The sequence below is a fragment of the Microbacterium sp. NPDC057658 genome (assembly GCF_042799975.1).
GTDB lineage: Bacteria > Actinomycetota > Actinomycetes > Actinomycetales > Microbacteriaceae > Microbacterium.
This window is the reverse complement of the sequence record NZ_JBHVHT010000001.1, coordinates 1,576,322-1,602,552: the sequence shown is the minus strand read 5'-3', so window position 1 is coordinate 1,602,552 and position 26,231 is coordinate 1,576,322. Positions and strand designations below refer to the sequence as shown.

Here is a 26,231-nt window from a genome sequence, read left to right as displayed (position 1 = left end):
ACGGTCTCCGGCAGAAGGGAACTCCATGCTCCTCGGCATCCTCAGCTCCTCCGCGGACAGGCGTCTCGGGGCCGGAGCGCGCCGATGACGGCGCGCTTCACGGTCGAGCCGTGGGCCGTCGGCATCGAGAGCGTCGACACGGCCCATCTCGCGCAGGAGGAGTCCGTCTTCGGTCTGTCCAACGGCCACATCGGCTGGCGGGGCAATCTCGACGAGGGCGATCCGCGGGGTGTGGCGGGCAGTTACCTCAACGGCGTGTTCGAAGAGCATCCGATGCCGTATGCGGAGGACGGATACGGCTACCCCGAGACGGGGCAGACGGTGATCAACGTGCCGAACGGGCAGCTCATCCGCCTGCTGGTCGGCGACGAGCCGTTCGACGTCGAGCACGGGACCGTCCATGCGCACACCCGCCGCCTCGACCTGCGCGAAGGCACCCTCCACCGGGAGGTCGACTGGGAGTCAGCGGAGGGACGTCGGGTGCACATCAATTCGACCCGTCTGGTCTCCCTGGGACACCGGTCGCTGGCGGCCGTGCGCTACCGCGTGCAGGCGCTCGACGCTCCGCTCACGGTCACCGTGCTGTCCGAGGTGCTCGCGAACGAGCCCCTTCCCGTGACCCATGACGATCCGCGGGTGCAGGAGCTCCTCGCCCGTCCGCTGGAGGCCGTCGCGGCATCGGAGCGCGGCGCGCGGAGCACGCTGTTGCACCGCACCCGCCGCAGCGGTCTGCGTGTGGCGGTGAGCGCGGACCATCTCGTGCAGATCTCCGGAGAGGGGACGCCGGACGTGACGACCGAGGTGGACGACGATCTGGCGCGCACGCGCATCCGCGTCGACCTCGCCCCCGGCGAGGAGCTCGAGGTCGTCAAGCTCGTCGGACACGAGTGGTCGGCGTCCCTCGCACCGCAGACGCTGCGTGACCGCGCGGAGGAGGCCGTGGAGGAAGCGGCTCGCCTGGGGTGGGACGCGCTCGTGGCGGGACAGCGTGCCGTCCTCGATCGGTACTGGGAGTGCGGCGACGTCCGTATCGACGGCGATGCCCGGCTGCAGCAGGCCGTGCGCTTCGCGCTGTTCCAGGTGTTCCAGGCATCGGCGAGAGCCGAGGCTCGATCCGTGCCGGGCAAGGGTCTCACCGGCTCGGGCTACGAGGGCCACACGTTCTGGGACTTCGAAGCGTTCGTGCTCCCCGTGCTCACCTCGACCGCTCCCGATGCCGCGCTCCAGGCACTGCGCTGGCGTCATGCGACGCTGGATCACGCCAGGGAGCGGGCGCGCACGCTCGGCCTGCGCGGGGCGTCCTTCGCCTGGCGCACGATCGACGGACGCGAGAGCTCCGGGTACTGGCCCGCGAGCACGGCGGCCTTCCACATCAACGCCGCCGTCGCGGGCGCCGTGATGCACTACGTCCGTACGACGGGCGACCAGGACTTCGAGCGGGAGGCGGGCACGGAGATCCTCGTCGAGACCGCGCGCCTCTGGTTGTCCCTCGGGCGCCGGGACGACGACGGCGGCTTCCACATCGACGGGGTCACCGGGCCCGACGAGTACACCGCCGTGGTCGACGACAACGTCTACACCAACCTCTCCGCCCGCCGGAACCTCCGCGGAGCCGCGGCAGCCGTCCGACGTCATCCGGACGTCGCCGCCCGCCTCGGCGTGGACGACGACGAGATCTCCGCGTGGGAGGCCGCCGCCGACGGCATGACCGTGCTCTACGACGAGGAGCGGAAGGTGCACCCGCAGTCGGCGGGGTTCACCGCGCACGCCCGGTGGGATTTCGACGCCACCGGCCCCGACGACTATCCGCTGCACAGTCACTTCCCCTACTTCGACCTCTATCGCAAGCAGGTGCTGAAGCAGGCCGACCTCGTGCTGGCGCTCTACACCGCGCACGAGGAGTTCACGTGGGAGGAGAAGGCCAGGGCGTTCGCCTACTACGACGCCCTCACCGTGCGTGACTCCTCGCTCTCCGCGGCCGCGCAGGCCGTGATCGCCGCCGAGGTGGGTCATCTCGAGCTCGCATCGGCGTACCTCGCGGAGCTCGCGGCCCTCGACCTGGACGATCTCCACGGCAACACGGACGAGGGACTGCACATCGCGGCCCTCGCCGGCATCTGGACGGGAGTCACGGCCGGCTACGGCGGCATGCGGGAGGGAGACGACGGCCTGTCCTTCCGGCCGCAGCTCCCCGACGGGGTGACCCGTCTCGCGTTCGGGGTGCGGCTGCACGGCTGCATCCTGCACGTCGACATCACGCCGGCGGAGACGACCTACCGGCTGAGCGCTGGCGAACCGGTGACGATCCGGCACGCGGGCGAGGAGCTCGTCCTGCACGCCGGCGTTCCGTCGAAACTGCCGACGCCGGACCGCGTCGAGCCGCTCACTCCGGCCCCGGTGCCGCCGCGCTGGCGGGAACCGGGACGGCCGCGCGCCGGCGACTGAGGCGGCATGCGGTGCGTGTGCCATATCGAGGCGGGTCAGCGCAAGGCCCGCGGCGATGTCGGCCGCCCGCCGTAGTGTGGAGCCGTGCCTGATTCCCCCCACCCCGCATCGGATGTCCTCTGGGCGTGCGTCGAGGACGGCTTCCATGTCGGAAGCCGCGGCGGAGACTTCCTCGGCTACGTCGACCGTCAGCCCGACGGCCGCTTCGCCGCGTTCTCCGCGTCCGCGCAGCCGCTCGGTCTGCACGCCACGTTGAGCGACGCGACCACGGAGGTCGTCGCCCACGCCGGCCCCTCGGAGGGCGACGCCGCCCTCGGCGCTCCGGAGCTGGTGCAGGGGTGACGGCGGCCAGGACCGACGGGCTGCTCCGCCTCGTCTACACCAGCACGGCGGCGCAGCCGTTCCGGGAGACCGCTCTGGAGCAGCTGCTCGAGCAGTGCCGCCGGTCGAACGCGGCCCGCGACATCACGGGCCTCCTCCTCTTCCGCCAGGGACGCTTCCTCCAGGTCCTCGAAGGACCGGTCGAGGCCGTGCGCCGACTCGTCGACGCTATCGCCGACGATCCGCGTCACCGCGCGATGCGCATCCTGCTGGAGACGCCGATCACCGCCCGGCTCTTCTCCGATTGGTCGATGGGCTATCGGTCGTTCCGCACGGGGAGCACCGCCGCCCCCACGGGCTTCCGCGACTCCTTCGACGACCTCGTCGACGGCGCGGACGCCTCCACGATGGAGCGCGCCCTGTTCGAGCTCACCCTGTGGTTCCGCACCCGCTCCGGCGCTGCGGTCCCGATTCCGGCCGCGAGCGACGAGGGTTCCTCCCTCCGGGTATGAGCGGGCCCGCGGGCGGACCGGAGCCGTCGCTCATCCAGCAGCGCATGGCGCTGGAACGGCGGCGGAACTGGGGCGTCTACGCGATCGTGTTCTCCTCGGTGATGACGGTCGGCTGGACGGTCGCGTTCCTACTGGATGCGCCCGCCGGGTTGTGGCGCGTTCTCAGCATCGTCGTGTTCGCCGCCGGGATCATCGTCGGTATCGTCGAGACCCGCCGCGCGAGGCGCGCGCTCCGCGCGTTCGAGGATCGGCATGGGCCGGACGCGGGTGTGCGGCGCTGAGCCGTCGCATGTCAGCGACCGAGACCGATGCTGAAGCCGCCCGAGAAGAGCACCGCGCCGAGGCCCACGACGGCCAGGCCGACCAGGAGCACCCACGCCACGGCGCGGACCCCGCTCCGCCCGTGGCGCGATCCGGACGTGAGAAGCAGGACGGCCGTCGGCACGAGCAGCAGCCCGCCGAAGAGGAGGGCCGGGGCGACACGGACGTCCGGCGTGGGGCAGGGGAACGCGAGGGCGCACACCGTCGGCACTCCCTGAGCCAGCCAGAGGAGCAGCCACGTCACGAGCACGACGACGACCGCCGGCAGGGCTCTCCCCAGGAGGCGCGGTCGACTCGTCTCTGCCTGCTGCACCCCACCACTCTCCCAGGCGGACCGAGTGAGATCCAGACCTCGCTCCGGCCGCGGGTTCGGCGAGCTTCACGAGCCCTGTGCGCTGGGCGATAGCATGGCGCCCGGCACCCCAGGCCTGAAGGAGCACCCACGCCCGAAAGCACTCAGATGAACGCACAGATACGCCGCCAAGTCGCGGACGAACTGGGCCTCTACGTCTACATGCTCGTCGATCCGGAGTCCGGCGTTCCGTTCTACGTCGGGAAAGGGCGTGGAGAGCGCTACAGCGCTCATGGGACGGACGCGATGCTCGCCGCGGACCTGGATCCTGACGCGACAAGCGAGAAGATCAGGAGAATCCGAGCGATACGTGAGGCCGGCCACGAACCCGAGATCTGGATCGTCCGTCATGGGATGAGCTCCCAGAAGGAGTACACAGCGGTCGAAGCGGCATGCATCGACCTCCTGCGCTCGATGCCTGTTCTGCCGAAGCACTCCGGCGCGTCGAGGCTTCCCGAAGGGCACGCGCAACAGCTCTCGAACGCCCGGCGCGAGGCCTCGAGCGGGCACGGCACCATCCGCTTGGAGGATCTCTACGAGGAGAAGGCCGCGCCACTACTCACCACGGACGAACCACTCCTGATCGTCTCCCTCGGCGGCTGGGTCGACAGCGCGGAAGTCGCCGTCGATGGATCCGAACTGACGGGTTACGGATACAAGAACGCATGGCTGACACGAGCCGAACGCCTCAAACACCTTTCAGAGATCGGCCACTCCGCGTCGAAGTGGTTCAAGTTCACCGAGCGCGAGGTGGAAGGGCGCGGAATCGAGTTCGCAGTCGCCGCGCATCGCGGCGTGACCCGCGCCCTCTTGAGAATCGAACCGGGTTCATGGAAGCACATCGGCGCGGGCCCAGAGCGCCGGAGCGGTTTCCGGTTCGAGATCGTCACCGAAGGCCCACTGTTCGATGAAGTGGTCGGCGAGTACGGTCACCGGCTGCCCCCGAAGAAGAGGGGCGAGCAGTCGACGTTCCGCTACTGGCCCTACGGCCGGTGAACCGAGACGCGATCAGTCGTCGAAGCGGAACTCCACTCCGTCACGTCCTGCATCATGATCATCGAGGAAGACGGTCCCACGAACTTCACATCCGATGGCGGCGAGGTCCGTGATCAGGCTCGAAGGCAAGACGAACGTGCCTTGGGTGTTGGTCGAATCACCTGACCACCAGATCACGGTCTCGCAGTCGACCCTCAGCGATTCGAGTGCGGCAGCGGCAGGCAGTGTGAGACCAACAAGCCGTCGCAGAGCATTGACACCTTCGTCGTCGCCCGTTGAACGTGCGGTCACGTCAAGAAGCCACGTCGTCCGCTGATAGGTCAGATACTCGGGCTTGTACGCTCGTCCTGCTCGGCCGGACCGGGTCTGTTCGCCGATGTTCGCAGCTTCGGTGGGTTCGAGCTGGAGCGAGGCGGTGATCTCCGCGACAGTGCGCGACTCGCTGTAAATCGCCAGCGTTGCTCTGTCGTGATCGATCATCGCTCTCCGAATACCTAGTTGTTGAAGCGGAACTCCACGACGTCGCCGTCCTGCATGACGTAGTCCTTGCCCTCCAGGCGCGCCTTGCCCTTCGCACGGGCTTCCTGCACGGAACCGGTCTCCACGAGGTCGTCGAACGACACGATCTCGGCCTTGATGAAGCCCTTCTCGAAGTCGGTGTGGATGACGCCGGCGGCCTGCGGGGCCTTCGATCCCTTGGGGATGGTCCAGGCGCGAGCCTCCTTGGGGCCGGCGGTGAGGTAGGTCTGCAGACCGAGCGTGTCGAAGCCGATGCGGGCGAGCTGGTCGAGGCCCGACTCGTCCTGTCCCGTCGAGGCGAGGAGCTCGGCGGCGTCCTCGGGGTCGAGGTCCTTGAGCTCGGACTCGATCTTCGCGTCGAGGAAGATCGCCTGCGCCGGCGCGACGAGGGCGGCGAGCTCCGCCTTGCGGGCGTCGTCGGTCAGCACGGACTCGTCGACGTTGAAGACGAAGATGACGGGCTTGACGGTCAGGAGCCCGAGTTCGCGGATCGGTTCGAGGTCGAGGCCGCTCGTGGAGAGCAGGATCCCGCGCTCCAGGGCGTCCTTGGCGGCCTTCGCGGCTTCGAGGACCGACGGGTCGATCTTCTTGCCCCGCACCTCCTTCTCGTACCGCGTGATCGCCTTCTCGACGGTCTGCAGGTCGGCGAGCATGAGCTCGGCGTTGATGGTCTCCATGTCTGACGCCGGGTTCACGGCACCGTCCACGTGCACCACGTCGTCGTCGGAGAACCCGCGCACCACCTGGGCGATCGCGTCGGCCTCGCGGATGTTCGCGAGGAACTGGTTGCCCAGCCCCTCCCCCTCGCTCGCCCCGCGCACGATGCCGGCGATGTCGACGAACGACACGGCGGCGGGCAGGATGCGCTCGCTCCCGAAGATCTCCGCGAGCTTCTGGAGCCGCGGGTCGGGAAGGTTCACCACGCCGACGTTCGGCTCGATCGTCGCGAACGGATAGTTCGCCGCGAGCACGTCGTTCTTGGTGAGAGCGTTGAAGAGGGTGGACTTGCCGACGTTGGGCAGGCCGACGATTCCGATAGTGAGAGCCACGGGGTATGAGTCTACCTGCGCCGCTCTCCCCCACCTCACCCTCGCGAGGGCAGGCGCCCACGCGGAGTCAGGCGGCAGGGTGGGAAAAGTGCCTGATGCGGCGCGGACGCCTGTTCAGTCGCGGACCGCGCGGAAGGCCCTCGTCACGTAGGGCACCTCGATCACACCGTCCCCGTGCAGACCGAGCTCGTCGAACAGGGCGTCCATCTCGCGGCGGATCCGTGCCTTCTCGGCATCGTCGGCGGTGATCACGGCGCTGCGGGAGGCGGCCATGCGGTGCAGGAGCTCCCGCGTCATGGGGCGCGACCACTCCCAGCGCTCCTGCGCCAGGGCGCCGAAGGGCTCCGCCACCACGGGGTCGCCCGCAGCGAGCATGATCTCGGCGTTGCTGCCGTGCATGATGTCGGTGAGCCGGCGCACCCAGTCCACGCGCTCGTCGCGGAGGTTCCAGACGAGCCCGAGCACACCGCCCGGGCGCATCGCACGACCGATCTCCGCCGAGGCGGCGACCGGCTCGACCCAGTGCCACGCCTGACCCAGGACGACGGCGTCCACGCTCGCGTCCGGAAGCGGCAGCCCCTCGGCGGTCCCGACGAACGTGGGCACCCCGGGGACGGCGTCGCGAAGGGCCGCGAGCATCGCGGGGTCCGGATCGATCGCCACCACCTCGGCGTCGGCAGCCGCGACGAGCGCCCGCGTGAGCTTGCCGGTACCGGCGCCGACATCGGCGACCCGCCGAGCACCGTCCGCCATCGGCTCCAGCATCCAGGCGACGGCCTCGAAGGGGTACTCGGGCCGTCCGGCCTCGTAGCTTCCGGCCGCCGCGCCGAAGGATCTCGCGAGTTCGTCCGCCATGTGGCCAGCATACGGCGAGCCTGCACAGCGACGTCGGAGGCCCGGGAGAGAGTGAGGACGTGCCACTGGACTTCACTGCGATCGACTTCGAGACCGCGAACTCCAGCCCGGCCTCCGCGTGTTCCGTGGGACTCGTGCGGGTGCGGGACGGGGAGGTCGTCGCCACCGCGAACTGGCTGATCCAGCCCCCGCCCGGCCATGACGAGTTCCAGGAGTGGAACGTCCGCATCCACGGCATCCGCCCCGAGCACGTGCTGTCGGCGGCGACGTGGGTCGATCAGTTCGACCGTCTGTGCGGCTTCGCGGGTGCCGACGTGCTCGTGGCCCACAACGCCGGCTTCGACCTGAACGTCCTGCGACGGGCGACCGAGGTCACCGGTCAGATCTGTCCGCCGTACCGGTCGCTGTGCAGCCTCCAGGTGGCGCGGAAGACCTACCAGCTCGACTCCTACCGTCTGCCTCTCGCCGCCGCGGCGGCCGGATACGCGGAGTTCTCGCATCACGACGCGCTGGCGGATGCCCTCGCCTGCGCCCAGATCATCGTGGACGCGGCCGCGCGGGCCGGAGCCGCGGATGTCTTCGCGCTCGCCGATGTCCTCGGCCTCCGCGTGACCGAGCCCGCCGTGCCGGCACTGGAGCGCGCCGTCGCCTGACCACCTCGCGTCCTCCCGGCAATGTCGGACGCCCCCGGCATCATGGAGCCATGGATGCCCTGTCGATCGTTCTCCTGCTCGTGGCCCTCGCCGCGGGCGTCGCTCTCGGGTGGTTCCTGCGAGCCGGTCGCAGCGCCGCCGACATCGCACGCACGCAGGCGGAGCTCGCGGCCGCACGAGACGACCGCGATCGCCAGTACGACCTCTATCGGGACGCGGTCGAGCACGCCCGCTCCGAGCAGCGGGCGGAGGCTCAGCGCGTCCAGCAGCAGAACGCCGTGCTACAGGCTCTGGCGCCGGTCCGCGAGAGTCTCCAGCAGATGCAGTCCAAGGTCGCCGCGATCGAGAGCGAGCGGCAGGCACAGTTCGGCACGCTCGCCGAGCAGCTCCGGCGTGCCCAGGAGTCGGATGAGGCACTCCGCGCGACGACCGAGTCACTGGCGGGTGCGCTGCGCTCCACGTCCACGCGCGGCGTCTGGGGCGAGACCCAGCTGCGGCGCGTCGTCGAGGCGGCGGGGCTGACCAGACACGTCGACTTCGACCTCCAGGCGACGATCACCTCCGACCGCGGCCAGGGGCGCCCCGACATGGTCGTCCGTCTCCCGGGGGGCACGTCGATCGCGGTCGACGCGAAGGTTCCCCTCGACGCCTACCTCGAGGCCTCGGCGCTCCCCCTCGGCGACGCCCACGAACCCCAGCGACGCGCCCACATGCAAAAGCACGTCCGCGCCGTCCGCGCCCACGTCGACGCCCTCGCCAAGAAGGCCTACTGGTCGGGCCTCGACGCGAGCCCCGAGTTCGTCATCTGCTTCCTTCCGAGCGAGTCGCTGCTGGCGGCCGCCATCGACGAGGACCCGACGCTGCTCGACTACGCATTCAGCCGTCGCGTGGCCCTCGCCTCTCCGGTCAACCTCTGGGCGGTCCTCAAGACCGTCGCCTACACGTGGACCCAGCAGGAGGTGTCCACCGAGGCCCGGACGCTGCTGGCGCTCGGCACGCAGCTCTACGAGCGCCTCGGCACGCTCGCGGGTCACGCCGACGACCTGCGCCGGGCGATCGAGCGCACGGTCGACAGCTACAACCGCTTCGCAGGATCCCTGGAGTCCCGGGTGCTCGTGACCGCCCGGCAGTTCCCCGGCGTCGATGCGGAGGCCCTGGCACCGGCGTCGCCGATCACCGCGGACGGGCGGCGCTTCACCGCTCCGGAGCTCCTGGCCCCGACCGAGGCCGAAGAGGCCGCCGATGCGATGCAGGCCGACGTCGGCGAGGTGCGCGCTCGTCTCGACCACGCCGCCGCGCTCCACGACCGGGAGCAGTGACGACGGGAGCGACCGGATCCTCCGACCGCGGGAGCGTCAGGCGACGCCGGGCACGCCGCTGAGCAGCAGGATGACGAGGCCGCTCGTCGCGAGGAAGGCACCGATCATCCACCAGGCGCTGACCTCGTGCCCCTCGGCGCGACGGACGCGGAACAGCACGTCGGCGCGGCGAGCCGGATCGACGGCCGGCTGAGCGACGGGTGCTGGCGGGGCCACGGCGGCCGCTTCGGCATCGGCACTCACCCGGAGGATGCGTCCGGTATTCGTGGTGATGATCTTCGTCGGCGCGGCGCTCTTCGAGCCGGTCGTGTGCTGCGTTGTCATGCGTTCGCCCTCCTGTGCCTGCGGTGCCTGGCGGCTCCGTCGACGGCGACAAACCCAGTGACAATTGTGACACGGCGGCTCGCCGAACCGGGCCCGACCCGTGCAGGAGGCGATACCGGGTCGGTAACGATGGCGAGAGTCCCCCCCGCGATCATGCCGGCGGGAGAGCCGTCACAGCCACTTCGAGACGAGGTGCTCCGACGCGATGCGGCGCAGCGTTCCGGAGGCTCCGCGCAGCACCACGCTCTCGGTGTACACGTAACCGCGCTCCCGCCGGACCCCGGCCACGAGCTGGCCGTCTGTGACGCCGGTCGCGACGAAGATCGTGTTGTTCCCCTGCACGAGGTCGTCCGCCTCGTAGACCTTGTCCATGTCGAGCCCCGCGTCGATACCGCGCTGGCGCTCGTCGTCATCGCGCGGCCAGAGCCGTCCCTGGATGTGGCCGCCGAGGGCCTTGATCGCACACGCGGTGACGATGCCCTCGGGGCTGCCGCCGATGCCGACGCACATATCGGTGCGGGCATCGTGGCGGGCGGCGTTGATGCCACCGGCGACGTCGCCGTCGCTCATGAGACGCGTACCGGCACCGGCGTCGCGGATCTCCTGGATGAGCTGCTCGTGCCGCGGGCGGTTGAGCACCGAGACGACGATCTCGTCGACCGGCTTGTCCAGCGCGCCGGCGAGCTTGCGGATGTTCTCGCCGATGGGCAGGCGGATGTCGACGACGCCGACACCGGCGGGCCCGGTCACGAGCTTGTCCATGTAGAAGACGCTGGAGGCGTCGAGCATCGTGTCGCGGTCGGATACGGCGATCACGGAGAGCGCGTTCTGCCGGCCGGCCGCGGTCAGCGACGTGCCGTCGATCGGGTCGACCGCGATGTCGCACAGCGGGCCGCGCCCTGTGCCGACGACCTCGCCGTTGAACAGCATCGGGGCGTTGTCCTTCTCGCCCTCGCCGATCACCACGCGGCCCTGGAAGTCGACCGTCCCGAGGAACGCCCGCATGGCGTCGACGGCGGCGCCGTCGGCAGCCTCCTTCGCACCGCGACCGATGAAGGGGACGGCACGGATCGCCGCCGCCTCGGTCGCGCGCACCAACTCCATCGCGAGGTTACGGTCGGGACGCAGCGGGCTCAGGTCGGCAGTCAGACTCACCATGATCCCAGCCTATCCGCGAGCAGGGGATCGATCGGCTCGTTTTCCGCCCGGACGCGAGGAAGAAATCGCGGTTCTTAACACCACCGAAGGACGGCGCCCACCGACGCGCGACTCCTCCTGCCGGAGCCGGACACCCGCCCCGATAGAGTGGCAGCTGTCCCGGCTTCACCTACCGCAGGAGTTCTCATGCCCGTCGCCACCCCGGATCAGTACGCCGACATGCTCGACCGCGCGAAGGCAGGCGGCTTCGCGTACCCCGCGTTCAACGTCTCCAGCTCGCAGACGATCAATGCCGTCCTCCAGGGCCTGACCGAGGCCGGCTCCGACGGCATCATCCAGGTCACCACCGGTGGCGCCGACTACTTCGCCGGCCACACGGTCAAGGCCCGCGCGACCGGCGCCCTCGCCTTCGCCCGCTACGCCACCGAGGTCGCCAAGAACTACCCGGTCACCGTCGCCCTGCACACGGACCACTGCCCGAAGGACGCTCTCGCGGGCTTCGTCGAGCCGCTCATCGCCGCCTCGGAGGAAGAGGTCAAGGCCGGCCGCAACCCGATCTTCCAGTCCCACATGTGGGACGGCTCGGCCGTGCCGCTCGCGGAGAACATCGAGATCGCCAAGGAGCTGCTCCCCCGCATGAAGGCCATCAACGCCATCCTCGAGGTCGAGATCGGCGTCGTCGGCGGCGAGGAGGACGGCGTGCAGCACGAGGGTTCGAACGAGGCGCTCTACACGACGTTCGCCGACGTGGACCAGGCCGTGCAGGCGCTGGGCCTCGGCGAGCAGGGCCGCTACATCGCCGCGCTCACCTTCGGCAACGTCCACGGCGTGTACAAGCCGGGTGGCGTGAAGCTGCGCCCGGAGCTGCTCGGCGAGATCCAGGCCGAGGTCGCCGCGAAGTACAACACCGGCGAGAAGCCGCTCGACCTCGTCTTCCACGGCGGCTCCGGCTCGACCGATGAGGAGATCGCCCTCGCGGTCGCCAACGGCGTCATCAAGATGAACATCGACACGGACACGCAGTACGCGTACACCCGCGCGATCGCCGACTACATGTTCAAGAACTACGACGGCGTGCTGAAGGTCGACGGCGAGGTCGGCAACAAGAAGCAGTACGACCCGCGCGCCTGGGGCAAGATCGCCGAGTCGGCCATGGCCGCCCGCGTGGTCGAGTCCACCCGCCAGCTGGGATCGTACGGCCAGTCGAAGAGCTGACACCACCAGGCAGACGAAAGGGGCCCGGCATCATGCCGGGCCCCTTTCGTCTGCGTGCTCGGGGTCAACGCACCCCGGTCGCCTGGTCGAGGTAGGCGATGAAGGCCGGGTCGCCCATCATCGGCACGACGAGGCAGAACGAGGCGATGCCCAGCGTGATGACGGCTCCGACGAGCGGGAGCCACCAGGTGAGGCGGCCACGACGCAGGCGACGGATCGACAGGGCCGCCGTGACGCACCAGCCGACCGCCAGCACGACGGCCGCGATCGTGCCCCACGTGCGGCCTGCGGCGTAGTTGGTGAACTCCCCCTCGATGCCCAACATCCCCATGGTCTGATTCATCACCGGGACGATGTCGAGGTAGGACAGGCCGGTGACGACGACGTTCACGAGGCCGTAGGCGAGCAGAGCGATCGTCGCGAAGCGGTCCACCGAGGAGGGGCGCGCCGGAGCAGGAGCCGCGGGCGCGGGGTCCGCGACGGGAGCCGACGGGGCGACGACCTCAGCCACGGGCGGCAGCCCCGCGGCCCTCCGCTGCTCCTCGGGCGTGGCGAGTTCCCCGTAGCGGGGGCGCTGGTCGGTCATGCCGCCATGGTATCGGCCGGCGCTCAGCCGCCCGATCAGGAAAAGGGGGCCCAACCGATAGCGGCCCCGGAGAAGTGGGGACTTCTCGGGGCCGCGGACGGAGAGCGCTGGGGACGCTCCTCATCCCGTTCGGTCGCCGGCGCTGGGGACGCCATGGGCGATCAGTAGGGCGTTGTCAGCCACTACGCCTTCGATCATAGATAAGCGACGTGGCGGGCACCAGGGTCACGAATTCAGATGGTGAACTCGGCGTCCGGCCCGTCGGTGTCGAGCGCATCGGCCCCGAGCTGCACCGACAGCCGACGGGCGGCGCGTTGCAGGTTCGAGACGAGCCGCCGGTTGACCACCGCCTGGTCGGCCGGGAGGGAGACGGCCAGCGATGCCGTCACGCCCGGGGCGATGACCGGGACCGCGACGCAGGTCGCGCCGATCGCGTACTCCTCGCGATCGATCGCCCACCCCGGGGTCTGCTCGAGCTGGGTGAGGAGCGCTGTCCGGTCGCTGATCGTCCGCGGCGTGAGCTCCTCGAGCCGATGACGGGCGAGGTAGTCCAGCCGGTCCTCTTCCGAGAGGGCGGCGAGGATCTGCTTCCCGAGGGCGGTCGCGTGCGCGCTGGCGTGCAGCCCGACCCACAGCTCGATCCGAGGGTTCCGCACGGCGTCCACGATGTCGACGAGGTGGATCTCCCCATCCGCGTACCGCGACAGGTAGGCCGTGGCGCCGACGTCCTCGGTCACTGCGCGCAAGGCGGCGCGCACGCGGGCGAGGAACACGCCTCGGGAGCCGATCTGCTGCTGGAAGGACGGGAACCGGTCCCCCAGCACGAGGCCGTCGGGCTCCGCACTCAGGTACCCCTCGTGCACGAGCGTGCGCACGAGGTTGTAGGTGGTACCCGGCGTCAAGCCCGTGATCGACGAGAGCATCTTCGCCGGCAGCGGGCGCGGCGAGTTCGCGACGATGTCGACCAGGCGGAGTGCGCGTTGCACGGACCCGATGAGGGTCGGCTCCGCCTCCGCGGCGTTCACCGCTACGCACCCCCTCCTGCGGAGGCGCGGCCGCCGAGGGCGCGCGCGTCGCGCTGGCCCGTGGCGTCCTGACGGAGCTCCTTCGGCAGCGAGAACATGAGGTCCTCCTCCGCCGTCTTGACCTCTTCCACGTCGCGATACCCGGCATCGCCGATCGCGTCGAGCACCTCGCGCACGAGCACCTCGGGGACCGACGCACCACTGGTGACTCCCACCGTCTCCACGCCGTCGAGCCACTCCTGGCGGATCTCCTCGGCGTAGTCCACGCGGTAGGCGGCCTTGGCCCCGTACTCCAGCGCGACCTCGACGAGTCGCACGCTGTTGGAGGAGTTGGCGGACCCCACGACGATCACCAGATCAGCCCCCTGGGCGACCTTCTTGATGGCGACCTGCCGGTTCTGGGTGGCGTAGCAGATGTCGTCGGACGGCGGGTTGTGCAGCTCGGGGAACCGGGTGCGGAGCCGGTTCACCGTCTCCATGGTCTCGTCCACGGAGAGCGTCGTCTGCGACAGCCACACCACCTTCGAGGGGTCCTTCACCTGCACGGTGTCGGCCTCCTCCGGGGAGTTCACGACGGTGACGTGATCCGGTGCCTCTCCGGCCGTGCCCTCGACCTCCTCGTGCCCGTCGTGGCCGATGAGCAGGATCTCGAGGTCGTCCCGCGCGAAGCGCACGGCCTCGCGGTGGACCTTGGTGACGAGCGGGCAGGTGGCGTCGATCGCGTGCAGGCCACGGTCGGATGCGGCGTTGACGACAGCCGGGGAGACGCCGTGCGCGCTGAAGACGACGTGCGCGCCCTCGGGCACCTCGTCGACCTCCTCGACGAAGATGGCCCCCTTGGCCTCGAGCTCCGTCACGACGTGGATGTTGTGCACGATCTGCTTGCGGACGTAGACGGGGGCGCCGTAGCGCTCGAGCGCCTTCTCCACAGCGACCACGGCGCGGTCCACGCCTGCACAGTAGCCGCGGGGGGCGGCGAGCAGGACGCGCTTGTGTCCGGGCACCGGGTTATCCTGAAGCCGCCCGGCCGCGGCGCGCACTCGTGGGATGCGAGGAGCGGGAAGATGAACGGCAGTCGAAGTCACCCCTCGATTCTACCGTCGTGCGGCTGGGCGGGGCCGGTGAGCGCGCAGGCAGGAACGGGAGCAGATGACAGTCTTCGAAGCGACGACGGGACCGGGCGAGACCCCGCCGGCGGATGCCGTCGCCCCGCGCGACTCCACGGCCCAGGCACCGACGTCGGTCGCCCGACTGAACGCCACCATCCGCGACTTCGTGGCGCGATGGAACACGGTGTGGGTCGAGGGCGAGATCACGTCCTGGAACGTGCGCGCCGGAAACGTCTTCGCCCGCCTCAAGGACACCCGGTCCGACGCGCAGATCTCCATCCGCGTCTGGTCGAGCGTGCGCGGCCGCATCCCCGCCGACCTGGGCGTGGGCGATCACGTGGTCGCCGCCGTGAAGGCCGACTACTTCGTCCGCTCCGGGGACTTCAGCTTCGCGGTCTCGGCCATGAAGCACGTCGGGCTCGGCGACCAGCTCGAGCGCCTGGAGCGGCTGCGGGTGCAGCTCCGCCAGGAGGGCCTCTTCGATCCCGCACGCAAGAAGCGCCTGCCGTTCCTCCCCCATGTCATCGGACTCATCACCGGCGAGCGCTCCGACGCCGAGAAGGACGTGCACCGCAACGCCGAGCTGCGCTGGCCGCAGGTGCGGTTCAAGACCGCGTACGCCGCGGTGCAGGGCGATCGCTGCGTGCCGGACACGCTGGCGGCTCTCGCCCGTCTGGACGCCGACCCCGAGGTCGACGTCATCATCATCGCTCGCGGCGGCGGCGACCCGCAGACCCTCCTCGGCTTCAGCGACGAACGCCTCGTCCGAGCCGTGGCCGCCGCCTCCACACCGGTGGTCAGCGCCATCGGCCATGAGAACGACCACCCCCTCCTCGACGACGTCGCCGATCTCCGCGCCTCGACGCCGACCGATGCCGCCAAGCGCGTCGTCCCCGACGTCGGGGAGCAACGCGCACTCATCGCGCAGCTGCGGTCCCGGGCCACCACCCGCCTCACGCAGCGCCTCACGCACGACATCGCCCAGCTCGAGCAGCTGCGGTCCCGGCCGGTGCTGCGCTCGCCCGATCCGATCATCGACAGCCGTGCGCAGGAGACCTTCCTGCTTCTCGCTCGCGGTCGCGACGCGGTCACCCGGCAGCTCGACGACGCCGGCCGGCGGACCGGTGAACTGCGCGCCTCGCTGCGCGCCCTCTCCCCCGCCGCCACTCTGGCCCGCGGTTACGCGATCGCGCATCTGGAGGGCGGCGTCATCCTCCGCGATGCGGCCGATGCGCCTGCGGGCAGCGCGCTCACCCTCACGGTGGACCGAGGGTCGCTCGCGGTGCGCTCGGAGGGCGAGATCGCGGAAGGCGCCTGAGCGGGCGGCGTCCGGGGCACGACGTAGGATGGAGGAGTGAGCGCCGTGAACGACACCCCTGTGGACACGCTGTCGTTCGAGGCGGCCCGTGACGAGCTCGTCCGGGTCGTCGCCGAGCTCGAACAGGGGGCGCCCACCCTCGAGCACTCACTCGCGCTCTGGGAGCGCGGCGAGGCCCTGGCCGCCCGCTGCGAGGAGTGGCTGCTCGGCGCGAAGCGTCGCCTCGAAGCCGCGCGCACCGCCACCACCGACGAGAGCGACGCGTCATGAGCAAGGGCCCCGCGATCAACGCCGACCTCGGTCGACCGGAGACGCCCGACGAGACCGCCGCACGCAAGGCCGCGTCGAGCAAGGCCTACCGGTCGAGCCAGACCGTCCGCAACCTCGTCGCCGCGCTCGTGGTGACCCTCGCGGTCGTCGTCGTCATCATCGCGCTCGTCCCCCGGGGCGAGCCGGTCGCGGCGAAGCCGATCGACGTCGCCGCCATCGCCGCGGACGTCGAGTCGTCCATGGGCAGCCCGGCGATCGTCCCCGAGACGGACGACTTCTGGCGGGTGAACGCCGCTGAGCTCCAGAGCGGAGCCCCCGTCGTCTGGGAGGTCACCCTCGCCCCCGCGGCCCAGGACGAGCGCGGGTTCATCAAGCTCGCCCAGGCCTTCGACGCCGACGCCTCGTGGGCCCCGCAGCGCCTGAACGGCGTCGCCCCGACCGACACCATCCGCATCGGCGGCCGGGAGTGGGACGTCTATCGGCCCGGGTCCGCCGGCGCGGAGGCGAACGTCACCTATGCCCTCGGCACCCAGGCCGGCGACGACTACGTGCTTCTCTACGGCTCCCGCTCGGCCGACTCCACCGCCGAGCTCGCGGAGTCGCTCATCCCCCAGATCCGCACCGTCTCGGAGGCCCGATGACCCACCCGCTGACCCCCGCCGCCGCCTGGAAGCAGATGCAGGACGGCAACCGTCGCTTCGTCCGCGACGAGCCCCAGCACCCGAACCAGAACGTCGACCGCCGCAAGGACCTCACCGCGGCCCAGCACCCCGTCGCGACGCTGTTCGGCTGCTCGGACTCCCGCCTGGCCGCCGAGATCATCTTCGACCTCGGCCTCGGCGACCTCTTCGTCGTGCGCAACGCCGGGCAGGTGATCGGCGAGTCGATCGTGGCGAGCCTGGAGTACGCGGTCGCCGTCCTCGAGGTGCCGCTCATCGTGGTCCTCGCACACGACTCCTGCGGTGCGGTGCGCGCCGCCATCGACGGGACCGCCATCGATGCCGACCCGCTCCCCCCGCACATCTGGAAGCTCATCGCGCCGATCGTCCCTGCCGCGCGCAAGGTCCTCGCGGAGAGCGGCGGCGGCACGGTGGCCGACATCGATGCGGAGCTCGTCGGACGCGAGCACCTGCGCAACACCGTCAACGACCTGCTGCAGTCGTCCGAGATCATCAGCAACGCCGTCGCCGAAGGCCGTCTCGGCATCGTCGGCGCCAACTATCGTCTGGCCGAGGGTGAGGCAGCGCCCGTCATCACGGTCGGCATCGAAGCCGAGGGGATCGACCCCGCAACCAAGGAGGGTTCGGAATGACCGACACCGAGTACCGCATCGAACACGACACCATGGGTGAGGTGCGAGTGCCCGTGAACGCGCTCTACGGGGCGCAGACGCAGCGCGCCGTGGAGAACTTCCCGATCTCCGGCAAGGGCCTGGAGTCGACGCAGATCGCCGCACTCGCGCGCATCAAGAAGGCCGCCGCGCTGGCGAACAAGGAGCTCGGCACGCTCGACGGCGCCATCGCCGACGCGATCGCCCAGGCCGCCGACCAGGTCGCCGCGGGCAGCCACGACGGCGAGTTCCCGGTCGACACCTACCAGACCGGCTCCGGCACCTCGTCGAACATGAACATGAACGAGGTCCTGGCGACGCTCGCGAGCCGCATCCTCGGCTCGACCGTGCACCCCAACGACCACGTGAACGCCTCGCAGTCGTCGAACGACGTGTTCCCCACCTCGGTGCACATCGCGGTCACGCAGGCGCTCATCGACACCCTGATCCCGGCGCTCGACCACCTCGCCGTCGCGCTCGAGGCCAAGGCGGAGCTCTGGAAGGACGCGGTCAAGTCCGGCCGCACGCACCTCATGGACGCGACGCCCGTCACGCTCGGCCAGGAGTTCGGCGGCTACGCCCGCCAGATCCGCCTGGGCATCGAGCGCGTGCAGTCGGCGCTCCCCCGCGTGGCCGAGGTGCCTCTGGGCGGCACGGCCGTCGGCACCGGCATCAACACGCCGCTCGGCTTCCCGCAGAAGGTCATCGAGCTGCTCGCGGCCGAGACCGAGCTGCCCATCACCGAGGCGAAGGACCACTTCGAGGCGCAGGCGAACCGCGACGGTCTCGTCGAGGCCTCCGGCGCGCTCCGCACCATCGCCGTGTCGCTCACGAAGATCAACAACGACCTGCGCTGGATGGGTTCCGGCCCGAACACCGGTCTCGGCGAGCTGCACATCCCCGACCTGCAGCCGGGATCCTCGATCATGCCGGGCAAGGTGAACCCCGTCGTTCCCGAGGCCGTGCTCATGGTGTGCGCGCGCGTCATCGGCAACGACGCCACGGTCGCCTGGGCCGGCGCCTCCGGTTCGTTCGAGCTGAACGTCGCCATCCCGGTCATGGGCACCGCGCTGCTCGAGTCGATCCGTCTGCTGTCGAACGCCTCCCGGGTGCTCGCCGACAAGACCATCGACGGCCTGCAGGCGAACCTCGACCGCGCCGCCGCCTTCGCGGGCATGAGCCCGTCGATCGTGACGCCGCTGAACAAGCTGATCGGCTACGAGGCCGCCGCGAAGATCGCCAAGCACGCCGTCGCCAAGGGCATCACGGTGCGCGACGCCGTGATCGACCTCGGCTACGTCGAGCGCGGTGAGCTCACGCTGGAGCAGCTGGACGAGAAGCTCGACCTCCTGTCGATGACCCACCCGGGCTGATCCCCACCCGACACGGATGCCGCGAGGACCTCGGTCCTCGCGGCATCCGTCGTCTCCGGCCCCGTCCCGTCTCCGTCCATCTCCGATCCCGTTCTCCGTCGGTCTCGGTTCCTGGCCCGGATGCACGACCACGTTCCGTCTGCACGACGGCATCCCCGGATCAGGACTACCCGTGGCTCCGGATCGTGCAGGTGACTCTTCCTCCACGGATCCCCGGACACCCCGACTCGTCCCCATGACGCCCTTCGGGCCCCGCCGAGACACCGGAGGACGCAGAATCGGCGAATGCTCGATCCCGTCTCGACCCTTCACCGTCTCGGAGGCATCGCCCGCGGCCGCGACCTCGGGGCTTTCGGAATCTCCCGCTCCGCCTTGTCCCGCGCGGTGCGCGCCGGTCGGATCCATCGGGTCCGCGCGGGGATCTTCGCCAGTCACGACCTCGACGCGACGGTGCTCACGGCGGCTGCCCACGGAGGGGCCATCAGCTGCGGCACCGCGCTCCGTGCCCACGGAGTCTGGGTGCTGTCGGAGAGCGATGCGCCGCACGTCTGGCTCGGTCGCAACGGCCGCGCGCACCCGCACATCGAGTGCCGGTGCATCCCACATCATTTCGAGGGACGCACCCGGTTCGGCATCGTGTCTGTCGAGGACGCGCTTCGGCATCTGCACGTGTGCGAGGGTGACGAGGCCTTCTTCGTGTCCTTCGAGTCAGCCTGGCGGCAGGGACTGATCGGGCGGGCCGCACGGTCCCGGATCCGCGCCGCGCTGCCCCGGTCCGCACGTTGGCTCGTGGACTTCGCCCGTTCCGACGCGGACAGCGGCCTGGAATCCCTCCTGCGCCTCCGTCTCCACATCCTCGGCGTGCAGCTCACGACGCAGGTCACGATCTCCGGTGTCGGCCGCGTCGACTTCGTTGTCGACGGCCGACTCATCATCGAGGTCGACGGCCGCGAGCACCACGGTGCCCCGGCGATGCGTCACCGCGACCTCGCCCGCGACGCCGCCGCCTCGCGACTCGGGTACGAGACGCTGCGCTTCGACTACGCCCAGGTCGTGCACGACTGGCCGACAGTCCAGGCCGCGATCGAGGGTGCCCTGCGTCGGGCGAACGACCGCATCTGACCACGGCTCCACCCGCACGACCCCGTTCCACCCGCACGACCCGTCGGGCCGCAGTGCCCGGCCGACGGTGCAGGATCGTGCAGGTGTCGCTGCCGACGTCCGAGGGCCGCGGCACGGATGCACGAGCTGGATACGCCTGTACGGCGGGACACCCCTGATCGACCCACCACTGTCGTCGGATCGTGCATCCGGGAGATCGTGCATCCGACGGGGCCGTGTATCCACCCGCTCGTGGGACGTGACATCTGGACCTCCGGATGCACGAGCCCGACACGGATGCACGATCGGAGAGGCCAGTGGGGCCCACAGCCGGGGCGCGGTCGTGCGGGCGGAGCGCGGTCGTGCGGGCGTGCCCGGGTCGTGCAGAGCCCGCCCGACGGCTCGGGTCAGCTGAGTTCGCCGCCCTCCAGGAGGTCGGTGACGAGGGCGGCGATGGCGGAGCGCTCCGAGCGGGTCAGGGTGACGTGGCCGAAGAGACCGTGTCCCTTGAGGGTCTCGATGACGCTCGCGATACCGTCGTGCCGGCCGACGCGGAGGTTGTCGCGCTGCCCGACGTCGTGGGTGAGGATCACGCGCGAGTTCTGGCCCATGCGGCTGAGCACCGTGAGCAGCACGTTCCGCTCCAGGGACTGCGCCTCGTCCACGATCACGAACGCGTCGTGCAGGGACCGTCCCCGGATGTGGGTGAGGGGCATCACCTCCAGGAGCCCGCGCTCGACCACCTCGTCGATGACGTTCCCCGAGACCACGGAGCCGAGGGTGTCGTACACCGCCTGACCCCAGGGGTTCATCTTCTCGCCCTGGTCGCCCGGCAGGTACCCGAGCTCCTGGCCGCCCACGGCGAACAGCGGGCGGAAGACGATGAGCTTCTTCTGCTGCTGGCGCTCCAGCACGGCCTCCAGCCCCGCGCACAGTGCGAGCGCCGACTTGCCGGTACCCGCGCGCCCGCCCAGGGACACGATGCCCACCTCGGGGTCGAGGAGCAGGTCGATCGCGATGCGCTGCTCGGCGGAGCGCCCGTGCATGCCGAAGATGTCCCGGTCACCGCGGACGAGCCGGAACTCGCCGTCACCGGTGACCCGACCCAGGGCGGACCCGCGCTCGGAGTGGATGATGAGGCCCGTGTTGACGGGAAGCCCGTGCACGTCCTCGCTGAGCCCGACCTCGCTCTCGTAGAGGTCGCTGATGTCGTCGCCGGAGAGATCGAGGGCGGCGATGCCGGTCCAGCCCGAGTCCACGGCCTGCTCCGCGAGGTACTCCTCGGCACGCAGCCCGAGGGACGCGGCCTTCACCCGCATCGGCAGGTCCTTCGAGACGATGGTCACGTCCTGGCCGTCCTGCGCGAGGTGCATCGCGACGGAGAGGATGCGGCTGTCGTTGTCGCTGAGGCGGATGCCGGCCGGGAGGACCGAGAGGTCGGCGTTGCCCAGCTCGACGCGGAGCGTGCCCCCCTCGCCGACCTCCACCGGGAAGTCGAGGCGGCCGTGCTCGACGCGGAGATCGTCGAGGTGCCGCAGCGCCTGGCGGGCGAAGTACCCGATCTCCGGGTCGTGCCGCTTGCCCTCGAGCTCGGTGATGACGACGACCGGGAGCACCACGGAATGCTCCGCGAACCGGAAGAGCGCCTGCGGATCGCTCAGCAGGACCGAGGTGTCGAGGACGTAGGTGCGCAGATCCTGAGCGGGTTCTGCGGCCGCGGCCTGACTCGGCGTCTGACGGGTGGACTGCTGCGCGGTGCTGGTGGACTGCTGCGCTGTACGTGTGGTCACGACCCACTCCCGACCCGGGGATTCCCGGCTATTCGAACGAGTCGACCAGGGGGTCACGAGTCGCGAACCTGAGGCCGACCCGACCGGGCGCCTTGCCCGATGCCTTGAAGGTACGGCCGCCCGAGGGTCTTTCCCGGCCTCGACACGCCAGCGATTCGTTACGGGACGATGAACGATTCCCTGCCGAAGGCCCCGAGCGCTTCGTCGAGCAGGCCGAGGGTCTCGGCGTCGGTTCCGGCGTGCGGCGCGATGCGGATGGATCCGCCCCGAGCGGTGACGACGAGACCGGCGTTGGCGAGAGCCGCGGCGAGCCGCGCCGGTTCCTCCGGTGCGAGTGCGACGATCCCGGCGCGTTCGGTGCGCTCGCGTGGGGAGACGACGGCGATCCCGTGGTGGTCGGCCGTGGCGATGACCGCGTCCACCTGCGCGGACAGCCGCTCCTCGATCGCCGCGACCCCGGCGTCCCTGACGTCCCGAGCGCCGATCGCGAGCCGGCCGGCGGCGAGCGTGTCCGGCATGCTGATCGTGTAGGCCCGCGCGTCCGGTGCCGGGGCCGGGCGCTCGTCGACGACCAGCCCGGTCGCCGCCGTCCCCGTGATGCCGGAGAGCACGGGCACGATCCGTTCACGCGCCCGCGGCGAGAACCAGGCGAACCCGGTGCCCCGGCCCGCGCGCAGCCACTTGTAGCCGTGCCCGACGACGACGTCCGCGACGCTGTAGTCGGCGTCGATCACGCCGAAGGACTGCACGGCGTCGACGATGAGGAGGCGGTCCGGGCCGAGGACGTCCCGCAGCGCGGCGAGGTCGACCCGGTACCCGGTGCGGAAGTCGACGTGGCTGACGGCCAGGGCCACGACATCGTCGTCGAGGACGGCGGCGATGTCGTCGGGGGTGACGCGTCCGTCGTCGGGCGAGATCCAGCGGGGCGTGACCGCGTGCTGTGACGCGGCCGCCGCGCGCTCCAGGGTGAGGCTCACGCTCGGGAACTCCGCCGTGCTCGCGACGACCGCGCCGGAGACCCCGTAGAGCGCGTGCATGAGGCCGTGCGTCGACGACGGCTGCAGCGTGACCTCCGCGGCCTCGGCCCCGAGGAGCTCGGCGACGACCTCCTGCGCCTGTCCGATCCGCTCCCCCACGAGCGCCAGCGACGACGGCCGGCCGTTCCCGAGGAGGTCCGCGTCGGCGAAGACCTCGGCACGGACGGAGGGCGACACGGGGCCGAATGCTGCCCAGTTCAGATAGCCGGGCTCCGCGTCGAACGTGCTGAGGTAGTCGTCGAAAGCGCTCACTGCGTCATTGTGCCACGCCCCGCGGCTCCCGGATCAGCGACCGAAGCGGCGGTCGCGGTCGGCGTAGTCGCGGATCGCGCGGAGGAAGTCGACCTGTCGCAGATCGGGCCCGAGCGCCTCGACGAAGTAGAACTCGCTGTGCGCGCTCTGCCACAGCAGGAAGTCGCTCAGCCGCTGCTCGCCGCTCGTGCGGATCACGAGGTCCGGATCGGGCTGGCCGCCCGTGTAGAGGTGCTCCCCGATCATCTCCGGAGTGAGCTGCGCCGCGAGGTCCTCCAGCGTCCCGCCCGACGCCTCGTGTGTGGTGATGATGCTGCGCACCGCGTCGACGATCTCGTTCCGGCCGCCGTACCCGACCGCGAGGTTCACGTGCAGGCCGGTGTGGTCCTTCGTGCGCTCCTCCGCATCGGCGAGCACGCGCGCCAGCTCCGCGGGGAGGATGTCGGAGCGGCCGACGTGCTTGACCCGCCAGTTGCCCTTCTGGGACAGCGCCTCGGCGAGCTCCGCGATGATCTCGATGAGGTCGGCGAGCTCGGCCGAGTCCCGTTTGCGGAGGTTGTCGCTGGAGAGGAGGTAGAGCGAGACCACACGCACACCGAGTTCGTCGCACCAGCCGAGGAACTCCTGCATCTTGGCGGCGCCTGCACGGTGCCCTTCGGCCGGGGTATCGAATCCGAGCTGGCGCGCCCACCGGCGGTTGCCGTCGATCATCATGGCGACGTGGTGCGGAACCGAGGCCGGATCGAGGTGGCGACGCAGCCGGCTGGTGTACAGCCGGTACAGCGGTCCCCGTCCCGGGCTCTCGCGTGACATCACCCACCTACGCTACCCTGCCCCGCCCGTCCGCGCCGGTGCAGAACCTGGGGACATGTACGGGGACGGGCATGCGCTCCCGCCTAGAGTGAGCACGTGAGCACTTCCGACCAGACCGGCGCCGACCTCCCGAAGCTGCCGCTGCTCGAAGCGGCCGCCGCCGACGCGGCGACCGAGATCAAACCGACCTGGCGCGGGTGGATCCACGCCGGCACGTTCCCCGTCGCGATCGCCGCAGGCATCGTCCTCGTCACCCTGTCCCAAGGAGCGGCGGCCAAGTGGGCGGCGGTGGTCTTCATGGCCACCTCGCTGCTGCTGTTCGGGAACTCCGCCCTGTACCACCGTTTCAACTGGCGGCCCCGGGTGAAGGGCATCCTCAAGCGGATCGACCACGCCAACATCCTGCTGCTCATCGCCGGCACGTACACCCCGCTCGCGACCCTGGCGCTGCCGCCGGCCAAGGGCGTCCTGCTGCTGACCCTGGTCTGGGGCGGGGCCCTGCTCGGCATCCTCTTCCGCGTGTTCTGGATCCATGCGCCGCGCTGGCTCTACGTCGCGCTGTATCTGCTGCTCGGCTGGGCCGCGGTGATGTACATCGTCGACCTGCTCCAGGCCAACGTCGCCATGATGGTGCTCGTGATCGTCGGCGGTCTGCTCTACACGGGCGGCGCCATCGTCTACGCGCTGAAGAGGCCGAATCCGTGGCCTGGCCACTTCGGCTTCCACGAGATCTTCCACGTGTGCACGGTCCTGGCCTTCCTCTGCCACTGGACCGCATGCCTGCTGATCGCCCTGCACCCGCTCTCGCCGTCGCTCGGCGCGCCCTGAGCGGCGGTCAGCGCTCGCGCGGCTCCTCGTCGGGCGCGGCCGGTGCGTCCGGTGCGGTGCGACCCTGGTCCTGGGCGTCTTCGGCGGCGCGGGCGGCCTCCTCCGCGTCGAGCTCCTCGCGCACCTCTTCGCGGTACCGCACCCGGCGGATCCGGCGGTTCATGTCCCAGATCAGCAGGATCACGGCGACGAGCACGATGACGATCACCGCGAAGCCCGCGAAGCCCGGCGTGACCGACTCCGGGGCCACCGTCATCGACGGTGTCGGCATCGGGGTCTCGGAGAGGAAGCGCATGAATCGGCCTTTCGTACGCAGGTCGCATAACCTGGTATCACCAGCCTAACGACCGGAAGACCCCACCTGTGACGACCGCCCTCCAGCTCGACGAACGCTATGGCCGCACCCGCCGCCGCCGGTGGCCGTGGTTCCTCGCCGGGGCCGTCGCGCTCCTCCTCCTCGCGGCCCTCGCGTGGTCCATCGTCGGCCAGTCGCTGAGCTCGGTCGACGCCGATGATCTGGGCTTCGAGCTCGTGGACGAGCACGCCGTCGACGTGCGCTTCCAGGTGACCGGCGTCCAGGGCAAGGACGTCGTGTGCGTGCTCGAGGCCCTCGACGAGGAGTTCGGCGTCGTGGGCTGGAAGATCGTGGAGATCCCGGCGGGAGACGCCCATGCGCTCACCCGTGCGGAGCGCATCCCGACCGTCGCGGAGGCCACGACAGGTTTGGTGAACACCTGCTGGGTCGCCTAGACTGATGCCAGACAGACGACGCCCCGGCACCGTGCCGGGGCGTCTTGGCATATCCCCCGCGGCATCTCGGCGGGATCCCGATAGAAGGAGCTTCGTCATGTCCACCGATGCTCAGGTCCCCTTCCTCACGCAGGAAGCCTACGACCGGCTCGTCGCCGAGCTGGAACACCTCTCCACCGTCGGTCGCGACGAGATCGCCAAGCGCATCGAGGCGGCCCGCGAGGAGGGCGACCTCAAGGAGAACGGCGGCTACCACGCGGCGAAGGACGAGCAGGGCAAGCAGGAGGCCCGCATCCGCACCCTGGAGGCGCTGCTGAAGACCGCCAAGGTCGGCGAGGCCCCCGCCAGCCGGGGCATCGTCGAGCCGGGCACCGTCGTGACCGCGATCGTCGCGGGCGGCGAGGAGGTCTTCCTCCTCGGCAGCCGCGAGATCGCCGCCGCCGGCAGCGACCTCGACGTCTACAGCGAGGCCAGCCCGCTGGGCCAGGCGATCCTCGGCCTCAAGGTCGGCGAGTCCTCGTCGTACGAGGCACCGAACGGCCGCTCGATCAGCGTCGAGATCGTGAAGGTGGAGACCTACACGGGCTGACGCGCCCTCACGAGACACCCC

At 70.4% G+C, this 26,231-nt stretch carries 30 protein-coding genes; 17 read left to right on the top strand and 13 right to left on the bottom strand.

Annotated features, from left to right (window positions below):
- Positions 1-84 precede the first annotated feature (84 nt).
- From ACFU8V_RS07600 to ACFU8V_RS07585, 4 genes are all read left to right on the top strand, one after another.
- Positions 85-2,445 carry a glycoside hydrolase family 65 protein gene (locus ACFU8V_RS07600; RefSeq protein WP_378870193.1) on the top strand — a complete coding sequence of 787 codons (2,361 nt, stop codon included), beginning with the start codon at positions 85-87 and terminating at the stop codon, positions 2,443-2,445.
- A gap of 84 nt (positions 2,446-2,529) precedes the next feature.
- Complete coding sequence (locus ACFU8V_RS07595; protein WP_025102908.1) at positions 2,530-2,787, top strand: hypothetical protein; 258 nt, start codon at positions 2,530-2,532, stop codon at positions 2,785-2,787.
- The gene (locus ACFU8V_RS07590; protein ID WP_378870190.1) at positions 2,784-3,278 is read left to right on the top strand and encodes a BLUF domain-containing protein; all 495 of its coding nucleotides are present in this window, start codon (positions 2,784-2,786) and stop codon (positions 3,276-3,278) included. Before ACFU8V_RS07595 ends, ACFU8V_RS07590 begins: the two co-directional genes overlap by 4 nt.
- Positions 3,275-3,559, top strand: a complete 285-nt coding sequence (locus tag ACFU8V_RS07585; RefSeq protein WP_378870187.1) for a hypothetical protein — start codon at positions 3,275-3,277, stop codon at positions 3,557-3,559. Before ACFU8V_RS07590 ends, ACFU8V_RS07585 begins: the two co-directional genes overlap by 4 nt.
- Positions 3,560-3,570: 11 nt before the next feature.
- Here the strand turns inward: ACFU8V_RS07585 and ACFU8V_RS07580 are convergent, their stop codons facing one another.
- Positions 3,571-3,912: a hypothetical protein gene (locus ACFU8V_RS07580; protein WP_378870184.1), complete on the bottom strand. Its 342-nt coding sequence runs from the start codon at positions 3,910-3,912 to the stop codon at positions 3,571-3,573.
- Between the two features lie 147 nt (positions 3,913-4,059).
- On the opposite strand from ACFU8V_RS07580, the gene ACFU8V_RS07575 reads away from it, so the two are divergent.
- Positions 4,060-4,947 carry a hypothetical protein gene (locus ACFU8V_RS07575; RefSeq protein WP_378870181.1) on the top strand — a complete coding sequence of 296 codons (888 nt, stop codon included), beginning with the start codon at positions 4,060-4,062 and terminating at the stop codon, positions 4,945-4,947.
- Positions 4,948-4,959: 12 nt separating this feature from the next.
- Here the strand turns inward: ACFU8V_RS07575 and ACFU8V_RS07570 are convergent, their stop codons facing one another.
- The 3 genes from ACFU8V_RS07570 to ACFU8V_RS07560 form a co-directional block, all read right to left on the bottom strand.
- Positions 4,960-5,427, bottom strand: coding sequence for a DUF4279 domain-containing protein (locus ACFU8V_RS07570; protein WP_378870178.1), 468 nt, complete (start codon positions 5,425-5,427; stop codon positions 4,960-4,962).
- Positions 5,428-5,441: 14 nt separating this feature from the next.
- Complete coding sequence (gene ychF / locus ACFU8V_RS07565) at positions 5,442-6,515, bottom strand: redox-regulated ATPase YchF (RefSeq protein WP_062766410.1); 1,074 nt, start codon at positions 6,513-6,515, stop codon at positions 5,442-5,444.
- Between the two features lie 114 nt (positions 6,516-6,629).
- On the bottom strand, positions 6,630-7,370 hold the full coding sequence (locus ACFU8V_RS07560; RefSeq protein WP_378870174.1) for a class I SAM-dependent methyltransferase: 741 nt from the start codon (positions 7,368-7,370) through the stop codon (positions 6,630-6,632).
- 59 nt (positions 7,371-7,429) lie between these two features.
- On the opposite strand from ACFU8V_RS07560, the gene ACFU8V_RS07555 reads away from it, so the two are divergent.
- Both ACFU8V_RS07555 and rmuC read left to right on the top strand, forming a co-directional pair.
- Positions 7,430-8,023 carry an exonuclease domain-containing protein gene (locus ACFU8V_RS07555; RefSeq protein ID WP_025103958.1) on the top strand — a complete coding sequence of 198 codons (594 nt, stop codon included), beginning with the start codon at positions 7,430-7,432 and terminating at the stop codon, positions 8,021-8,023.
- A gap of 50 nt (positions 8,024-8,073) precedes the next feature.
- Positions 8,074-9,342, top strand: a complete 1,269-nt coding sequence (rmuC, locus tag ACFU8V_RS07550) for a DNA recombination protein RmuC (protein WP_378870170.1) — start codon at positions 8,074-8,076, stop codon at positions 9,340-9,342.
- Positions 9,343-9,378: 36 nt separating this feature from the next.
- Here the strand turns inward: rmuC and ACFU8V_RS07545 are convergent, their stop codons facing one another.
- A complete protein-coding gene (locus ACFU8V_RS07545) occupies positions 9,379-9,666 on the bottom strand; it encodes a hypothetical protein (RefSeq protein ID WP_025103956.1) in 288 nt (95 codons plus the stop codon).
- Positions 9,667-9,837: 171 nt separating this feature from the next.
- A complete protein-coding gene (gene glpX / locus ACFU8V_RS07540) occupies positions 9,838-10,824 on the bottom strand; it encodes a class II fructose-bisphosphatase (RefSeq protein WP_025103955.1) in 987 nt (328 codons plus the stop codon).
- Positions 10,825-11,010: 186 nt separating this feature from the next.
- Here glpX and fbaA point away from each other — a divergent pair, with 186 nt between their 5' ends.
- Positions 11,011-12,039, top strand: coding sequence for a class II fructose-bisphosphate aldolase (gene fbaA / locus ACFU8V_RS07535; protein WP_025103954.1), 1,029 nt, complete (start codon positions 11,011-11,013; stop codon positions 12,037-12,039).
- A gap of 64 nt (positions 12,040-12,103) precedes the next feature.
- Here the strand turns inward: fbaA and ACFU8V_RS07530 are convergent, their stop codons facing one another.
- The 3 genes from ACFU8V_RS07530 to ACFU8V_RS07520 all read right to left on the bottom strand — a co-directional run bounded on the left by ACFU8V_RS07530 (position 12,104) and on the right by ACFU8V_RS07520 (position 14,699).
- A complete protein-coding gene (locus ACFU8V_RS07530; RefSeq protein WP_315104974.1) occupies positions 12,104-12,625 on the bottom strand; it encodes a DUF6264 family protein in 522 nt (173 codons plus the stop codon).
- 233 nt (positions 12,626-12,858) lie between these two features.
- Positions 12,859-13,650 (bottom strand): IclR family transcriptional regulator, encoded by a 792-nt coding sequence (locus ACFU8V_RS07525; RefSeq protein ID WP_374460860.1) that lies wholly within the window; start codon positions 13,648-13,650, stop codon positions 12,859-12,861.
- A 2-nt stretch (positions 13,651-13,652) separates the two neighbouring features.
- Positions 13,653-14,699, bottom strand: a complete 1,047-nt coding sequence (locus ACFU8V_RS07520; RefSeq protein WP_378871829.1) for a 4-hydroxy-3-methylbut-2-enyl diphosphate reductase — start codon at positions 14,697-14,699, stop codon at positions 13,653-13,655.
- Positions 14,700-14,799: 100 nt separating this feature from the next.
- On the opposite strand from ACFU8V_RS07520, the gene xseA reads away from it, so the two are divergent.
- From xseA to ACFU8V_RS07490, 6 genes are all read left to right on the top strand, one after another.
- Positions 14,800-16,077, top strand: a complete 1,278-nt coding sequence (xseA, locus tag ACFU8V_RS07515; protein WP_062766407.1) for an exodeoxyribonuclease VII large subunit — start codon at positions 14,800-14,802, stop codon at positions 16,075-16,077.
- 36 nt (positions 16,078-16,113) lie between these two features.
- Positions 16,114-16,347 (top strand): exodeoxyribonuclease VII small subunit, encoded by a 234-nt coding sequence (locus tag ACFU8V_RS07510; protein ID WP_060922691.1) that lies wholly within the window; start codon positions 16,114-16,116, stop codon positions 16,345-16,347.
- Complete coding sequence (locus tag ACFU8V_RS07505; RefSeq protein WP_025103948.1) at positions 16,344-16,988, top strand: DUF4245 family protein; 645 nt, start codon at positions 16,344-16,346, stop codon at positions 16,986-16,988. The genes ACFU8V_RS07510 and ACFU8V_RS07505 overlap by 4 nt, the downstream gene beginning before the upstream one ends.
- Positions 16,985-17,659, top strand: a complete 675-nt coding sequence (locus tag ACFU8V_RS07500) for a carbonic anhydrase (RefSeq protein WP_025103947.1) — start codon at positions 16,985-16,987, stop codon at positions 17,657-17,659. The genes ACFU8V_RS07505 and ACFU8V_RS07500 overlap by 4 nt, the downstream gene beginning before the upstream one ends.
- Complete coding sequence (locus ACFU8V_RS07495; RefSeq protein ID WP_378870160.1) at positions 17,656-19,050, top strand: class II fumarate hydratase; 1,395 nt, start codon at positions 17,656-17,658, stop codon at positions 19,048-19,050. The genes ACFU8V_RS07500 and ACFU8V_RS07495 overlap by 4 nt, the downstream gene beginning before the upstream one ends.
- A 285-nt stretch (positions 19,051-19,335) precedes the next feature.
- Positions 19,336-20,172: a DUF559 domain-containing protein gene (locus ACFU8V_RS07490; protein WP_378870157.1), complete on the top strand. Its 837-nt coding sequence runs from the start codon at positions 19,336-19,338 to the stop codon at positions 20,170-20,172.
- A 386-nt stretch (positions 20,173-20,558) separates the two neighbouring features.
- Here the strand turns inward: ACFU8V_RS07490 and ACFU8V_RS07485 are convergent, their stop codons facing one another.
- From ACFU8V_RS07485 to ACFU8V_RS07475, 3 genes are all read right to left on the bottom strand, one after another.
- Entirely contained in the window at positions 20,559-21,941 is a 1,383-nt protein-coding gene (locus tag ACFU8V_RS07485) for a PhoH family protein (protein ID WP_378870154.1), read from the bottom strand.
- A gap of 158 nt (positions 21,942-22,099) precedes the next feature.
- Positions 22,100-23,230: an aminotransferase class V-fold PLP-dependent enzyme gene (locus tag ACFU8V_RS07480; RefSeq protein WP_025103943.1), complete on the bottom strand. Its 1,131-nt coding sequence runs from the start codon at positions 23,228-23,230 to the stop codon at positions 22,100-22,102.
- Between the two features lie 33 nt (positions 23,231-23,263).
- Complete coding sequence (locus tag ACFU8V_RS07475; protein ID WP_025103942.1) at positions 23,264-24,043, bottom strand: isoprenyl transferase; 780 nt, start codon at positions 24,041-24,043, stop codon at positions 23,264-23,266.
- Positions 24,044-24,139: 96 nt separating this feature from the next.
- Between ACFU8V_RS07475 and ACFU8V_RS07470 the strand changes: the two genes are divergently transcribed.
- Positions 24,140-24,871, top strand: a complete 732-nt coding sequence (locus tag ACFU8V_RS07470) for a hemolysin III family protein (RefSeq protein ID WP_249521466.1) — start codon at positions 24,140-24,142, stop codon at positions 24,869-24,871.
- A gap of 7 nt (positions 24,872-24,878) precedes the next feature.
- Here ACFU8V_RS07470 and ACFU8V_RS07465 read toward each other — a convergent pair whose 3' ends face one another.
- The gene (locus ACFU8V_RS07465; RefSeq protein WP_025103940.1) at positions 24,879-25,166 is read right to left on the bottom strand and encodes a hypothetical protein; all 288 of its coding nucleotides are present in this window, start codon (positions 25,164-25,166) and stop codon (positions 24,879-24,881) included.
- 68 nt (positions 25,167-25,234) lie between these two features.
- Between ACFU8V_RS07465 and ACFU8V_RS07460 the strand changes: the two genes are divergently transcribed.
- Positions 25,235-25,621 carry a DUF4307 domain-containing protein gene (locus tag ACFU8V_RS07460; RefSeq protein WP_025103939.1) on the top strand — a complete coding sequence of 129 codons (387 nt, stop codon included), beginning with the start codon at positions 25,235-25,237 and terminating at the stop codon, positions 25,619-25,621.
- 97 nt (positions 25,622-25,718) lie between these two features.
- Positions 25,719-26,210, top strand: a complete 492-nt coding sequence (greA, locus tag ACFU8V_RS07455; RefSeq protein ID WP_025103938.1) for a transcription elongation factor GreA — start codon at positions 25,719-25,721, stop codon at positions 26,208-26,210.
- Positions 26,211-26,231 lie beyond the last annotated feature (21 nt).

Bases quoted from the DNA above. Each gene is read 5' to 3' on its own strand.
- ACFU8V_RS07475 (WP_025103942.1), bottom strand. From the start codon at position 24,043: ATGTCACGCGAGAGCCCGGGACGGGGACCGCTGTACCGGCTGTACACC.
- ACFU8V_RS07505 (WP_025103948.1), top strand. From the start codon at position 16,344: ATGAGCAAGGGCCCCGCGATCAACGCCGACCTCGGTCGACCGGAGACG.
- ACFU8V_RS07570 (WP_378870178.1), bottom strand. From the start codon at position 5,427: ATGATCGATCACGACAGAGCAACGCTGGCGATTTACAGCGAGTCGCGC.
- ACFU8V_RS07585 (WP_378870187.1), top strand. From the start codon at position 3,275: ATGAGCGGGCCCGCGGGCGGACCGGAGCCGTCGCTCATCCAGCAGCGC.
- ACFU8V_RS07560 (WP_378870174.1), bottom strand. From the start codon at position 7,370: ATGGCGGACGAACTCGCGAGATCCTTCGGCGCGGCGGCCGGAAGCTAC.
- xseA (WP_062766407.1), top strand. From the start codon at position 14,800: ATGACAGTCTTCGAAGCGACGACGGGACCGGGCGAGACCCCGCCGGCG.
- ACFU8V_RS07495 (WP_378870160.1), top strand. From the start codon at position 17,656: ATGACCGACACCGAGTACCGCATCGAACACGACACCATGGGTGAGGTG.
- ACFU8V_RS07500 (WP_025103947.1), top strand. From the start codon at position 16,985: ATGACCCACCCGCTGACCCCCGCCGCCGCCTGGAAGCAGATGCAGGAC.
- ACFU8V_RS07545 (WP_025103956.1), bottom strand. From the start codon at position 9,666: ATGACAACGCAGCACACGACCGGCTCGAAGAGCGCCGCGCCGACGAAG.
- fbaA (WP_025103954.1), top strand. From the start codon at position 11,011: ATGCCCGTCGCCACCCCGGATCAGTACGCCGACATGCTCGACCGCGCG.
- greA (WP_025103938.1), top strand. From the start codon at position 25,719: ATGTCCACCGATGCTCAGGTCCCCTTCCTCACGCAGGAAGCCTACGAC.
- ACFU8V_RS07490 (WP_378870157.1), top strand. From the start codon at position 19,336: ATGCTCGATCCCGTCTCGACCCTTCACCGTCTCGGAGGCATCGCCCGC.
- ACFU8V_RS07465 (WP_025103940.1), bottom strand. From the start codon at position 25,166: ATGCGCTTCCTCTCCGAGACCCCGATGCCGACACCGTCGATGACGGTG.
- glpX (WP_025103955.1), bottom strand. From the start codon at position 10,824: ATGGTGAGTCTGACTGCCGACCTGAGCCCGCTGCGTCCCGACCGTAAC.
- rmuC (WP_378870170.1), top strand. From the start codon at position 8,074: ATGGATGCCCTGTCGATCGTTCTCCTGCTCGTGGCCCTCGCCGCGGGC.
- ACFU8V_RS07600 (WP_378870193.1), top strand. From the start codon at position 85: ATGACGGCGCGCTTCACGGTCGAGCCGTGGGCCGTCGGCATCGAGAGC.
- ACFU8V_RS07575 (WP_378870181.1), top strand. From the start codon at position 4,060: ATGAACGCACAGATACGCCGCCAAGTCGCGGACGAACTGGGCCTCTAC.
- ACFU8V_RS07530 (WP_315104974.1), bottom strand. From the start codon at position 12,625: ATGACCGACCAGCGCCCCCGCTACGGGGAACTCGCCACGCCCGAGGAG.